The organism is Sphingopyxis sp. 22461, assembly GCF_052044915.1.
In the GTDB taxonomy this organism is placed as follows: domain Bacteria; phylum Pseudomonadota; class Alphaproteobacteria; order Sphingomonadales; family Sphingomonadaceae; genus Sphingopyxis.
In genome coordinates this window covers 302492-316022 of the sequence record NZ_JBQENY010000005.1, presented here as the reverse complement: position 1 = coordinate 316022, position 13531 = coordinate 302492, and the positions used below count along the sequence as shown (strand labels likewise).

General features: G+C 65.3%; 10 protein-coding genes and 2 pseudogenes. 3 read left to right on the top strand and 9 right to left on the bottom strand.

The annotated features are described in order from the left end of the window. Positions 1-65 precede the first annotated feature (65 nt). The 3 genes from ACTJI5_RS10925 to ACTJI5_RS10915 all read left to right on the top strand — a co-directional run bounded on the left by ACTJI5_RS10925 (position 66) and on the right by ACTJI5_RS10915 (position 2126). The gene (locus tag ACTJI5_RS10925; RefSeq protein WP_440860314.1) at positions 66-812 is read left to right on the top strand and encodes an electron transfer flavoprotein subunit beta/FixA family protein; all 747 of its coding nucleotides are present in this window, start codon (positions 66-68) and stop codon (positions 810-812) included. Continuing rightward, complete coding sequence (locus ACTJI5_RS10920; protein ID WP_440860313.1) at positions 812-1756, top strand: electron transfer flavoprotein subunit alpha/FixB family protein; 945 nt, start codon at positions 812-814, stop codon at positions 1754-1756. Before ACTJI5_RS10925 ends, ACTJI5_RS10920 begins: the two co-directional genes overlap by 1 nt. A 73-nt stretch (positions 1757-1829) precedes the next feature. Then, a complete protein-coding gene (locus ACTJI5_RS10915; RefSeq protein ID WP_440860312.1) occupies positions 1830-2126 on the top strand; it encodes a putative quinol monooxygenase in 297 nt (98 codons plus the stop codon). A gap of 141 nt (positions 2127-2267) precedes the next feature. On the opposite strand, the pseudogene ACTJI5_RS10910 reads toward ACTJI5_RS10915, so the two are convergent. From ACTJI5_RS10910 to ACTJI5_RS10870, 9 genes and pseudogenes are all read right to left on the bottom strand, one after another. After that, positions 2268-2436: pseudogene (locus ACTJI5_RS10910) on the bottom strand (IS3 family transposase); the annotation flags it as partial. Further along, a pseudogene (locus ACTJI5_RS10905) lies at positions 2430-2904 on the bottom strand (TrbI/VirB10 family protein). The pseudogenes ACTJI5_RS10905 and ACTJI5_RS10910, both read right to left, overlap by 7 nt. 181 nt (positions 2905-3085) lie before the next feature. Continuing rightward, the gene (locus ACTJI5_RS10900; RefSeq protein ID WP_440860311.1) at positions 3086-4462 is read right to left on the bottom strand and encodes an amidohydrolase family protein; all 1377 of its coding nucleotides are present in this window, start codon (positions 4460-4462) and stop codon (positions 3086-3088) included. 97 nt (positions 4463-4559) lie between these two features. Further along, positions 4560-8177: a hydantoinase B/oxoprolinase family protein gene (locus ACTJI5_RS10895; RefSeq protein ID WP_440860310.1), complete on the bottom strand. Its 3618-nt coding sequence runs from the start codon at positions 8175-8177 to the stop codon at positions 4560-4562. A 40-nt stretch (positions 8178-8217) separates the two neighbouring features. Continuing rightward, positions 8218-9237, bottom strand: coding sequence for a DUF2891 domain-containing protein (locus ACTJI5_RS10890; RefSeq protein ID WP_440860309.1), 1020 nt, complete (start codon positions 9235-9237; stop codon positions 8218-8220). Further along, entirely contained in the window at positions 9237-10181 is a 945-nt protein-coding gene (locus ACTJI5_RS10885) for a DUF979 domain-containing protein (protein ID WP_440860308.1), read from the bottom strand. The genes ACTJI5_RS10890 and ACTJI5_RS10885 overlap by 1 nt, the downstream gene beginning before the upstream one ends. Further along, a complete protein-coding gene (locus ACTJI5_RS10880) occupies positions 10178-10831 on the bottom strand; it encodes a DUF969 domain-containing protein (protein WP_440860307.1) in 654 nt (217 codons plus the stop codon). Before ACTJI5_RS10880 ends, ACTJI5_RS10885 begins: the two co-directional genes overlap by 4 nt. A gap of 42 nt (positions 10832-10873) precedes the next feature. After that, positions 10874-12865 (bottom strand): S9 family peptidase, encoded by a 1992-nt coding sequence (locus ACTJI5_RS10875; RefSeq protein WP_440860306.1) that lies wholly within the window; start codon positions 12863-12865, stop codon positions 10874-10876. A gap of 78 nt (positions 12866-12943) precedes the next feature. Further along, entirely contained in the window at positions 12944-13495 is a 552-nt protein-coding gene (locus tag ACTJI5_RS10870) for an FKBP-type peptidyl-prolyl cis-trans isomerase (protein WP_440860305.1), read from the bottom strand. Positions 13496-13531 lie beyond the last annotated feature (36 nt).

Here is a 13531-nt window from a genome sequence, read left to right as displayed (position 1 = left end):
TAGGCCGACTGAACCCGGTTCAACATAATCCGGGACGTGTAAGCCGCAACATATTGGAGACTTCGATGAAAATCCTCGTACCCGTGAAGCGGGTGATCGACTATAATGTAAAGCCGCGGATCAAGGCCGATGGCACGGGCGTTGACTTGGCCAATGTCAAGATGAGTATGAACCCCTTCGACGAAATCGCGGTCGAAGAAGCGATCCGCCTGAAGGAAAAGGGCGTGGCGAGCGAGGTCGTGGCGGTCTCCGTCGGCCCGGCCAAGGCGCAGGAAACGCTGCGCACGGCATTGGCCATGGGAGCGGACCGGGCGATCCTGGTTCAAACCGACGATGCGGTCGAGCCATTGGCCGTTGCAAAGATCCTCAAGAGCATTGCTGACGAGGAACAGCCCGGCCTCGTCATCCTCGGCAAACAGGCAATCGACGACGACTGCAACCAGACCGGCCAGATGCTCGCAGCCCTGATGGGGCGTCCGCAGGGTACCTTCGCCAGTGAGGTCGCCTGTGAGGACGAACATCTGCTGGTCACGCGCGAGGTCGATGGCGGTTTTGAAAGCGTTCGCCTCGCACTGCCTGCCGTCGTCACCACCGATCTGCGCCTCAACGAGCCGCGCTATGCCTCGCTGCCCAATATCATGAAGGCGAAGTCCAAGCCGCTGGCCACCAAATCGCCCACTGACTACGGCGTCGATACCGCGCCCCGCCTCAAGACCGTCAAGGTTTCCGAGCCGGCGGTACGCCAGGCGGGCATCAAAGTGCCCGACGTCGACGCCCTCGTCGCCAAGCTCAAGGAACTCGGAGTAGCCTGATGTCGAAAATTCTCGTCTGGGTCGAACACGACAACGCCTCCATTAAGGATGCGACCCTCGCCGCCGTCACCGCCGCGTCGCAGATCGGTGAAGTCCATCTGCTCGTCGCCGGATCGGGCTGTGCTGCCGCCGGCCACGCCGCGTCGCAGATCGTCGGCATCGCCAAGGTCTATGTTGCCGATGACGCCGCCTATGCCAACGCGCTCGCAGAAAATATCGCGCCGCTGATTGTGGGTCTTATGAGCCAGCACGACGCCTTCGTGGCGCCCGCCACCTCCAATGGCAAGAATATCGCGCCGCGCGTCGCCGCGCTGCTCGATGTCATGCAGATCTCCGACATCCTCTCGGTCGAAGGCCCCGCGACCTTCACCCGTCCGACCTATGCGGGTAACGCCATTGCGACCGTCGAAAGCTCCGACGCCAAGCTGGTGATTACCGTGCGCGGCACCGCCTTTATCAAGGCGGCGCCGGAAGGCGGCTCGGCCCCGATCGAGGCCGTCGTCGGCAGCGGCGATGCCGGCCTCTCGAGCTTCGTAGGCGCCGAAATCGCCTTGAGCGAACGCCCGGAGCTCACGTCGGCCAAGGTCATTGTCGCGGGCGGTCGCGCCCTGAAGGATGCGGACACCTTCCAGGCGACGATCTTCCCGCTGGCCGACACGCTTGGCGCGGCGGTCGGCGCCAGCCGCGCAGCGGTCGATGCGGGCTATGTGCCCAACGACTATCAGATCGGTCAAACCGGCAAAATAGTCGCTCCGAACGTCTATATCGCCATCGGAATATCGGGCGCCATCCAGCATCTTGCAGGGATGAAGGATTCGGGAACGATCATAGCAATCGACAAGGACGAAGACGCGCCGATATTCCAGATCGCCGACCTTGGCCTGGTTGCGGATTTGTTCGACGCGGTTCCCCTTTTGACGCATACACTCCAGGAAACGAAGTGATCTGGCCGCGATCCGCGAATTTCGGGGATCGCGTCTAGCACTGCAAACTGCGTTCGGATCGGAAGGGGCTGCCATGTCGAAACAGACCAAAATCGTGGCACTGCTGACCGCTCGCCCTGATCGGCTTGAAGATTTAAGGTCGCTCCTTGGGCGCATGATCGAACCCAGCCGGGCGGAAAAGGGAAATCTCCGCTATGACCTATGGCAGGATCAGACGACCCCGCTGCGGTTCGTGCTCGATGAACTTTATGTCGATGAGGCTGCGGTCGCCGCGCATCGCCTGACCCCGCATTTCAAACATTATCTCTCGGTAATCAACGAACTCGCCGACCGCATATCCGTCGTTCTTGAACCAGTCCGGGTGGATTAACCTGGCGCCACTCAATTCTCGGCGTCTCAACCCCAGCGCCTCTATAAACCTGGGGGAGCCTCAACGAACTTGTCTTGCTGCCCACTCACTGATGGGATGGATGTTTCGACATTCACCTGTTGTTGAAGCAGTAGCTCATGCGAGCGTGGCATATTCGACAGCTTCAAAGGATCGCCACGGACCTCTCCGGTGCATCGCCTCGGCCTTGTAAAGGCCATTGATCGTCTCGGCCAAGGCGTTGATGTAGCTGTCGCCGGCCCTGCCGTCCGATGGTGCACCCCTCGGCGAGGCGCTCGGCATATGTTAATGAACGCCGTACGCAGCATCCCCCCGGCGATTATCGACCCGATCCTCGATCCCTGCCCTCGTTGCTTGCACGCCCTGCATTCGATCGAGGCCAATCGAGCGTCCGCCAGGCAATATCAGGCGATCCCAAGCGAGCAGCACACGGATCTGACCCGCCACGACCTCGCCGTCACATTCGCCGAAGAGACGGGCGCCTTGCGATTAGACAGATGCGTCCGGTCGGACTGTCGAACACATTCTGCGAAACCTGAGCGGTGATCCGGCCCGACAAGTCCGAGCGGATTCCCGTGATCAGCGCGGCAGGAATGACCGAGTTAGCCTGGAGGATATAAGGCGAGCCGGGTTCGACGACACGTTCGCTGCTTCCAAGTGAACGCGCGCTACTGCCTGCAAGGACTCTGCATCTGGCTGCCGAGACCCCGTTGGGCGTTGGATTTCGCCGCTTCGGGTTGCCGCAGGGTTTCGGGATCATTGGCGCGGAGGGGCGGATGCGCTCGCTCCCAATAAGATGCGGCTGTGTCGGCAGCTTCGCGCTCCCGCTGCAGACGCAGACACGCCTGCTCGAAATTGGCACTTGATCGTCAGCTGGGCCGATCGTGGCTTGGTTGAAATCGCATCATCTGCTCCCTTCCCAGCCGCCTCGAGCTAGCGTCTTACATCAGACCAACTTTACCGCGCACGGAATTCCGCAACTTCGCAGGGTCGTATCCAATCCCCTGTTTGAATACGACAACCACGTTGCGGATATCCGATATAATTTTTGATGGGTCACCGCTAACAACCAGCAGGTCCGCCTGCTTGTTCGGCGCGATCGAACCGATGCGCTTGTCCCGACCGAGGTAGATGGCCCCGTTGAACGTCGAAACGCGGATCGCTTCGAGCGGCGTAAAGCCGAACTCGACCATCAGCTCGAGCTGACGCGCGTTGCTGTAGCCGGCGACCACGCCTGCCGACGGCACTGCGGGGTCGGTTCCCGCGACGAGCAGGCCGCCCGCCTTCATGAACTGGCGTTCCATGACGGCCGTCTTGCGGAGGCTTTCGGCGGGCAGAACCGGCGCCTGCCCAGCGGGAGTGCCCATCCGGGCCCGATATGCGCGGTGATATTCCTGAATCTGCGGTGCCAGCATGTCGATGCCCGTCTGGGGCGGAATGTCGCGGACCAGGTCTTCCAATGCGGGCAGCGTGGAGGTGACCGCGACGTTGCGCGCGACGAGCGTATCGATCAGCGCCCTCGCCTCGCGGCCGCGCGGATCGACCTTCGCGAGACCGGCAAGCGCGCGCTCGCCGCAGTCGCGTTCGGCCTTGACGTCTACCGTCCCCGCAGGAACCGTCTTTCGCGCCGACTGGGCGGACACAAAATCGGGCACCATGGCAAAACCATGCTCGATATCGTCGATGCCGAGTTCGGCGGCTTCGCGATAGGACACCATGCACAGATGCCCGGTGACCTTCACGCCCTGGGCATGGGCCAGCGCAATCGCGGCCTCGAGCGCGACGCGATTGGTGTAACCATAGGCCTTTACCGAGGTGAAGCCGCTATCGAGCCAGAAATCGAGATATTTCCTTGTGCTTTCGGCGTCGTTCAGACGCGGCGCGCCGAAGAGGTCGAGATAGATGGAAAGATCCATCCATGGCCCGACGGCTTCGCCCTTCTCGATCCGCTCGCGCGCCCTGAGGTCGACATAGGGATTATAGGAGCCCGCGGTGCGGATCGACGTTACGCCGGCGGCGAGATACAGTCTCGGGTAGGAATCGCTGGCGCCGAGCACGGCATTGCCCCCGAACATCCAGAGATGCTCGTGCAAGTGCACCAGTCCGGGAAGGACCGTCTTGCCCGTGAGATCGATGATCTTCGCGCCGGGCGGGATATCGACTTCGCCGTCGTTGCCGACCGCTTCGATATTGCCGTCGCGCAGGATCAGCGTGCGCCCCTCCTGCGCGGGGGCGCCGGTGCCATCGATGACGCGCGCATGGACCAGCGCGATGACCGGGGCGTCTTCGCTGACATAGGGTCGCATCGCTTCGGTCACTTGCGGTCGCTCTGCCCGCAGCGGGGTCATGGGCGCCAGGACCGCCAACAGTGCGATTAATGTCGCGCGACGAAACATCTTGTTCCCCTTTTTTCTGTCATTGCGGGAGGGCATCGGCCGGCCGGCCGAAGCCGCCCCCGCCAGGCGTCTCGATGGTGATCGCATCGCCGGGATCGAGTTCGACCTGATCGGTGCCCGCGAGGTCCATCCGGCTGCCGTTCGCGCGTTCGACCCACTGGCGGCCCGGCTTGCCCGCGTCGCCGCCTTCGAGGCCAAACGGATTTTCGGTGCGCCGCGAGGAAACGATGGTCGCGGTCAGCCGGCCGAGCGCGCGAATGGTCCGGATTGCTCCGTTGCCGCCGCGCCTCTGTCCTTCGCCGCCGGATCCATGCCGAATCGCGAAACGATCGAGCCGGACCGGGTAGCGCAATTCGAGGATCTCGGGGTCGGTGATACGCGTGTTTGTCATGTGCGTCTGCACCGCCGATGCCCCGTCGAACCCCGGCCCCGCGCCCGACCCGCCGCCGATCGTTTCGTAATATTGGGTTTCCGCATTGCCGAAGAGGAGGTTGTTCATCGTCCCCTGCGCGCTCGCGGCCGCCCCCAGCGCGCCGAACACGGCATTGCAAATCGCCTGGCTGACCTCGGTATTGCCGGCGACCACCGCAGCGCCGGGCCGCGGCGCCAAAAAGCTTCCTTCGGGCACCACGATATCGAGCGGCGCCTGGCATCCTTCGTTGAGCGGGATGTCATCGTCGATCAGGCAGCGAAAGGCATAAAGCACCGCGGCGCGGGTCACCGCTGGCGGTGCGTTGAAATTGCCCGGCCGCTGGGGGCTCGTGCCGGAAAAGTCGACGCGCGCAGAGCGCTGCTTGCGATCGATCGTGACCGCGACGCAGAGCAGGGAGCCGTCGTCCATGCGATAGTCGAAACGACCGTCCTCGATCCGGTCGATTACGCGGCGCACATGCTCCTCGGCATTGGCCATGATGAACTGCATATAAGTCTGCACCACGGCCCAGCCGTAACGCTCGACCACCGCCTCGATCTCGCGCATCCCGGTCTCGTTCGCGGCGATCTGCGCCTTGATGTCCGCGACATTGACGTCAGGGCTGCGCGCCGGCCAGGGTCCGCTCGCCAGCAGCGCGCGAAACTCCGCCTCGCGAAAGGCCGCCCCGTCGCGCAAGAGGAAGTCGTCGATCACCACGCCTTCCTCGGCGAGCGCAACCGAAGTCGCCGGCATCGAGCCGGGCGCGGTCCCGCCCACGTCGGCATGATGTCCGCGATTGGCGACGAAGAAACGGATTTCCCGGCCATCCGGCGAGAATATCGGCGCAATCACCGTGACGTCGGGCAAATGCGTGCCGCCGCGAAACGGATCGTTGAGCGCGATCATGTCGCCCGGCTTGAGCGCTCCGCGCCGGCTGGCGATCACCGTGCGGACGCTTTCGCCCATCGCGCCCAGATGGACCGGCACATGCGGCGCATTGGCGACGAGATTGCCCGCGCCGTCGAACAGCGCGCACGAAAAATCAAGTCGTTCCTTGATGTTGACGCTGGTCGAGGTGCGCTGCAGCACCGCGCCCATCTGTTCGGCGACGCTCATGAAGATATTGTTGAACAGTTCAAGCATCATCGGGTCGGGCGCATCGCCAATCTCGACCCGGCGCGTTCCTGCCGCACGCTCCATGCGGCGGAGGATGAGGTTGCCTGCCGCGTCGACTGCGGCTTCCCAGCCTTGTTCGACCACCGTGGTGGCAAGCGGTTCGCGTATCCGCGCCGGCCCGGCGACGATATCGCCGGCGAGCAGCGCTTCGCGGTCATAGACCGGCGCGTCATGCGAAGCGCCGCGGCTCCACAAGGACGCGCGCCCCGCGACGGGGACAGACGCGCCCGCCGCGCGGCGCGCCAATGGCGTGCTGGCGACGGGCTGACCCGCCAGCACGGCCTCGACTTCGATGCTTTCGATGAAGAGACCGCGTTCGGGCGTAGCGAAGCCGAAGCGCCGGCGGTGCGCGGCCTCGAATTCGGCCCGCATCGCCGCGATCGATCCGAACGCCACGTCGAGCGCGGTATCGGTGCCGGCATAGCGCAGCAGCGCGCGGCTGGTCATGGTCACGTCGGCCGCGCCCAGTTCGCGTACGAGCATGGCGCGCGCCTCGTCGGCAAGCGTTTCGGCGAGGACCGTAACATCGGCATGCGAGGCCGCATCGAGCGCCCGTTCGACACCGCTGCGGCGCAGTTCGCGCTGATCGGCAAGTCCCATGCCATAGGCCGAGAGCACGCCGGCGAACGGATGGAGCAGCACCTGGGGGATGGCGAGTTCCTCGGCGACGAGGCAGGCATGCTGACCGCCCGCGCCACCAAAGCATTGCAAGGTGAAGTTCGCGGCATCGTGGCCGCGACTGGTGGACACTTCCTTGATCGCGCGCGCCATGTTGGCAACGGCAATCTGCACGAAATCCTCGGCCAGCGCGCGCGGATCGACCGGACTGCCCGTCGCGGCGGCGACCTCTTTCGCCAGTATCGCGAAACGCTGTTCGACCGCCTCCCGATCAAGCGGCTCGTCGGCGTGCGGGCCGAAAATCGCGGGGAAGCTATCGGGGCTGATCTTGCCCAGCATCAGATTGGCGTCGGTGATGGTGAGCGGGCCGCCACGGCGGTAACAGGCCGGCCCGGGATTCGCCCCCGCGCTTTCGGGTCCGACGCGCAGGCGGGCGCCGTCGAAATGGAGGATCGAGCCTCCGCCCGCCGCGACGGTGTGGACCGCGATCATCGGCACGCGAACGTGCGCCCCCGCGATCTCGGCATCGATCACCCGCTCGAGCGCGCCGGCATAGAGCGCCACGTCGGTGGAGGTTCCGCCCATGTCGAACCCGATGATGTGGTTAAAGCCCGCCGCTTCGGCGGTGCGGGCGGCGCCAACGACTCCGCCCGCCGGGCCGGAGAGGATGGCATCCTTGCCGCGGAAGCGATCGTGGCCGGTCAGCCCGCCATTGGATTGCATGAAAAAGAGCGGGGTGTCGCCGACCTGGCCCGCGATCCGGTCGACATAGTCGCGCAGCACCGGAGACAGATAGGCGTCGATCACGGTCGTCGAACCGCGTGCAACCAATCCGGCGAGCGCGCTGACCACATGGCTCGCCGATATCTGTGTAAAGCCGGCCTGCCGAGCGAGTTCGACCAGCCGCAACTCGGTGGCCGGATATTTCCAACCATGAATGAGCGCGATCGCGCACGCCGTCAGGCCTTCGTCGCGGTGCCGCGCCAGCATCGCCAGCGTGGCCGCCTCGTCGAGCGGTACGATGGTGCGTCCATCGACATCGATGCGTCCACCGACTTCGGCGACCCGATCGAACAGCGGCGTGGGCAAGCGGATGTCGAGATCGAACAGGCGCGGCCGGGTCTGGTTGCCGATGATCAGCAGGTCGCCCAGGCCCTGGTCGACGAGAAGCAGGACCGGTTCGCCCCGGCGTTCGAGCAGGGCGTTGGTGGCGACGGTCGTGCCCATGCGGATGGAATCGATGGCGTCCGGCGGTAGCGGCGCGCCCTCCGGCAGCCCGAGCAGCTGCCGGATTCCCGCGGTCGCGGCGTCGGCATAGCGCTCGGGATTCTCGCTCAGCAGCTTCGCCGACGCGAAGCCGCCGTCCGGGCGCCGCGCGACGATATCGGTAAAGGTCCCGCCGCGATCGATCCAGAACTGCCAGTTGGTCATGATTTGGTTCCTGCAAGAATTCGCGCGTTGCCGATCGCGGTCATGCCGACGCGGCGCCGTTTTCGACGGCTTCGAGCGCGAGAAGGGCGAAGGTGGCGAGCCAATGTTCGCCCATATAATCGGCCGCCAGATAGGGGAGCGCCGCCGCGAGATGGCCGTTGGCCGCGGCATGTGCGCGCGCGATGATCCTGTGATCGCGCGGCAGGCGCCCTGCGAGCGTGCGCCAGCACCAGGCACGGCTGAGGTTGAGCCCGTCGAGATGCGCGATCTTGCCATCGCTTCGGTCCGACACGATGACCGGCGTGAGCAGCACCGCCGGTTCGCCGTCGCCGATCGCCGGCAGGAAGCCGTCGAACCAGCGCGCGAACGCGTCGGCGGGCAGGACTTCGCTCATCAGCAGCGCTTCGGTCAGCGCCGGCGACAGGAACTCGTCGCCGCCGGGCTCCCAGGCCTGGCACGCCCGGTCGGTCGCAAACCAGCCGTGCGCCCGCTCGTCAATCAGTGCCGCAAGTGCGGGATCGTGTACGATTGCCCAACGCCGGGCGAGAATGAGCGCGAAGGCGATATTGTAATGCGTGCCCACGCGCAGCGGATAGGTCAGCCGCGGCAGGAAATCATGGAAGCGCTGCGCGAACGCCCGCGCCAGCGGCTCGAGCGCCGCCGCCCAGGACTGGCCACCATGCAAAGCGAGTTCCTGATGCAGCGCCAGAAGCCAGGCCCAGCCATAGGGTCGTTCGAACCCCTGCGCGCCCGGCCGGTCGAGATAGGCCAGTTCGCCGGCTATCTTTTCTGGCACGAGCATCGCATCGGCCCGCTCGCGGATTTCGGATGCTTGCGGCATCGCCGGAAACAGCCGCAGCAGGCGCATCACCTGCCACCAGCCGTGGACGCAGCTGTGCCAGTCGAAGCTGCCGTAAAAGACAGGGTGCAGGTGCGACGGCGGCTGCAGGTCGGCGGGGCCGGTCAGCACCTGGTCGAGCTTGCTGGGATATTCGCGGCCGAGATGGCCGAGCGTGAGCCCGGCGAATTGCGCGGCGCGATCGATCGTAAGCTTGTCCATCAATGAGGGAACCCGAGCGCATAGAGGATGAGGATGTTCGCGGCGAGCATCGCGAGTGCAGTCGGGACCTGAGCGCGGATCACGCCATATTGGTCGCGCAGTTCGAGCAATGCCGCCGGAACGAGGTTGAAATTCGCCGCCATCGGGGTGAGCAATGTGCCGCAAAATCCGGCGAGCATGCCGACGGCGGCGACCGCGGCGGGATTGCCGCCGTCGGCATGGACCAGCAGCGGTGCGCCCATCGCCGCGAACATCACCGGAAAGGCAGCGAGCGCGTTGCCCATCAGGATGGTCAGCACCGCCATGCCGATCGAATAGATAGCCACCAGCGCCAAGAGGCTGCCGCCGGTCGGGACATAACCGATCAGCTCGCCCAGAACCTCGCCCATGCCGGTCAGCGCAAAGACGGTGCCAAGGCTGGCGAGCATCTGCGGCAGAAGCGCGGCCCAGCCGATGCCGTCCATCAGCCGCAGGCCCTCGCGAAGCGGGGTTATCGGCCCCGCGCGAAACCACGCCATGCAAAGCACGAGCGCCAGGACGGCGCCGAGCGCGAGCGCGACGATCGTTTCCTCTCCCGGCCGGACGAGGTGCGGGACGTTCCAGAACAGCAGCGTTCCCATGATCGCAACAATTGGGATCAGCAGCGCCGGTCCGAACAACCGGTTGCCGTGCCGCACGGCCTCATGCTCGCGCACGGCGCGATCGACTTTGACCTGGCCGGCGGGCGCCGTCAGGCCCAGCCCGCCAACCGCGGCGATCGCGACCGCGAGCACGCCGTTGGAGGCATCGCTAAGATAGTCGCCGAGCAGAAAGCTGGCGCCGAGCAACGCCCAGAGGAGCGCCGTGCCGAGCCGCTTGCTATCCCGCCGGTCGATGAGCGTCAGCGCCGCATAGCCGGCGAACATCAGTCCGGTCATGACATAGACATGGGGCAAGCCGATCATTTGCGGCGGCCTTTGCGATCGAGCAGGAGCAGCCGTCCGCCATGGATGATCAGGGCGGCGATCGCCGTCGGAATAGCCCACATCGAAAGCGCGAGCGGTTCGACTTTCAGGCCATAGCCCTGCAACACGCCGACCATGAGAAGGATCGAGCCGATCGCGAGGAAGATGTCCTCGCCAAAGAACAGCCCGATATTGTCGGTCCCCGCGGCCATCGCCTTGGCGCGGTCGGTGTCCGCCTCTTCCCCATCCTGCGCCAGCGCGGCTTCCTCCACCATCGGCCCCAGGATCGGGCGTACCATCGTGACCTGCCCGCCCAGCTGGGTCAGGCCGACGGCGGACGAGAGTTGCCTCGCGATGAGGTAGAAGAACAGGAGCCGGCCCACGGTCAGTCCGCGCAGCCGCGCCACAATCTGACGCGCGCGCTCCTGGATGCCATGGCTTTCGAGCATGCCGATCACCGGTACGACCAGAAACACGATCATGACGAAGCGGTTGGTGTTGAAAGCCTTGCCGAAGGTCGCGAGCAATTCGGCGGGCGGCAGGCCCGAGGCGGCTCCGGCGGCGGCGGCCGAAACGAGCACGACGAGCAGCGGGTTGAACCGCAAGACGAGTCCCGCGACGAGCACGGCGATGGCGAGGAGCACAAGCATCGTGTCAGTTCGTCATCGGCAGAGATAGCGTCATTCCGCCCATCATTTCCGGCCCATATGACGGTCGAACCAGGCGATCGTCCTTTCGAGCACGTCGATCTGGTTTTCGCGTTTGGCGAACCCATGGCCTTCCCCGGGATAGAAATGCGCGTCGACGGCGCTGCCCTGACGCCGGAGGACGTCGACGACCTGCCGCGCCTCGATCGCGGGAACCAGCGGATCATTCTCGCCGTGCAGGACCAGCAACGGCGCGCGGACCTGGTGAAGATAGGTGAGCGGGCTCGCGCGGTCATAGACCTCCGGATTCTTTGCCGGATCTCCGATCAGCCCCTCCTGATACCGCCGGTTCTGCGGCGCGCCCTGCTCCCACATGGTCCGCCAGTTGACGATGCCGAACAATTCCACGGCCGCCGCCCAGCGCATGGGCGTCTTCGCGATCGCCATCATGGTCATGGCGCCGCCATAGGAGCCGCCAGTGATGCCGACCCGCTTCGGATCGACGTAGCCGGTGCGGATGAGGAAGTCGGCTCCGGCGACGACATCGGCAAGATCGCCGCCGCCAAGGTCCATGCGGTTGGCATCACGAAAGTCCCGGCCGTAGCCCGTCGAGCCGCGGAAGTTCGGCGCCATGACGATATAGCCCCGCGAAGCCAGCGCCGCGGCGGTGCGATCGAATGCGTCGGTGGCCTGGCCGGTCGGACCGCCATGCGCGATGACGACCGCGGGGTGGGTTCTGTCGCGCTTCAAATTGTAGGGCATCCAGAGCACCGCACTGATGACGGTGCCGTCGCTGCCTGGGTAGCGAATGATCTGCGTCCGCGGCAGCCCGCTCAGCGCGCCGCCGAGATCGGTCACGCGTCTGCTGCGGTTCGCCTCCAGATCATAGATCCAATAGTCCATCGGGTCAGAGCCCGACGTATGCGCAAACAGCAGGCGGCGCCCGTCGGGCGAAAAGCGCGGCAGGCCGGTCGTATAGCCTTGCGAACTGCTCACCCCGCCGGGCAAGCGCAAGGTCCGCGATTGGCGACTGGCGACATCATGGAGCGAGACGATGTCGCGTCCATCGGCATTGGTCGTCACGATCAGCGATCGGCCGTCGGGCGAGAATCGGCCCGCGGTCTGCTCCCATTCGCTTTGGGGCAGCGCGATCGTCTTGCGTGCCGTCACGTCGATGATGATCGCTTGCCTGACGCCTGCCTCGTTTTCGAGCGAAGCACTGACCAGGCGGCCGTCGGGGGAAATGTCGCCGGCGCGGGCATAGCGGCCGGGCGGCGTCAGGCGCGTGGCCTCGCCGGTCGCCACGTCCACGAGATACAGTTCGCCAACGGTCAGGCTCCAGTCGAAGCGGTTGGCGAGAATATAGCGATTGTCCGGGGAGACCGCGACCGGCATCCACTGGACACCTTCGGTCGTTTCCTTCGTCAGCGACCGCACCTCGCGGCTGGCAAGGTCCAGGACTGCAATATCGTAGGAAGGCGATTTCGCGGGGCGCCGTGCAAAGGCGACGAAGCGACCATCGGCAGAGGGCAGCCCCGCGGTTTCGCTGATATCGTCGGTCGCGGTGAGGTTGACCGCATCGCCGCCGCCGACGGACAGGCTATAAAGGTCGAAGATCTGGCGGCCGTCCTTGTCGCCCGCGAACAGGATGGTGCGGCCATCGGGCGCTGCCTCGACGCCGCCCTCGCGCATGCCGCTATCCGACAGCTTGCGCGGGAGGCCGCCATCGACCGGCCTCGACCAGATATTCATGCGTCCTTCGCGGTCGCTGTTAAAGATGATCGACTTGCCGTCGACCGACCACACAGCGGATTCCGACCGCGCCGTGGTGAACAGATCGTCGACCGAAACAGGCTTCGCGTCGGCGCTGCGAGGCGATTGAAGGCTTCGCGGGGATGTCAGGGCGCGCTGCGGACCCGCGACGGTCTCGGCGATCGAGGCCGTGGCGGACAAAGCCAAGACCAGAGCAATGCCGGTCCGCAATATCCGGTTCGACACCCTGCGGGATGGCCGAACCGGAGCGAGATGGTCGATCATGTTCTTCAACCCCTTTTGAATATCAATATCGCCAAGACCCGGATGCAGGGCGCCGGCGATCTCTGTCGCGCGTCTGGTTCAGCCTCGTTCGGGAGTCTCGGCGGCGACCAATATGATGTCGAAGATCATCACCGCGCCGCCGGGAACGGGCCCCCTGCCTTTGTCGCCATATCCCAGCGCGGACGGGATCACGAACCGCCAGGTTTCGCCCGTTCGCATCATCGCCACGCCTTCCCGCCAGCCCGCCACGACACCGGAAAGCGGCACTTCGACCGGCGCGTCGCCGGGCGAGCGGTGGAATAGCGTTCCGTCGGCAAGCCGCCCGACATAGCGGGCCTTGACCCACGATCCCGGCGCGGGTCGTTCGCCGTCCGTTGCGGAGCTTTCGCGGCGAAAGCGCAGCCCGCTGGCGTTTTGATGCCAGCCAGGCGTTGCGTCGATCTTGGCCAGGAAGTCTCTTTGCTCCCGAAGCCAGCCGGCGCCGCGCTGTTCGCCTTCCTTCAGCCATTCGGTATCGGGTTTCGGTATCTCATGCGTGAACTCCGCCGGCTCGCCCGCCGCCTGCGCGAGGGAGGAAGCGGCGAAGACGAGCGACAGGGCCATCATCCCCGCAAGGAGACAATGTGCCACCCCGTTCGCATTGCGTCCCCCTCGCGCCCTTCGCAC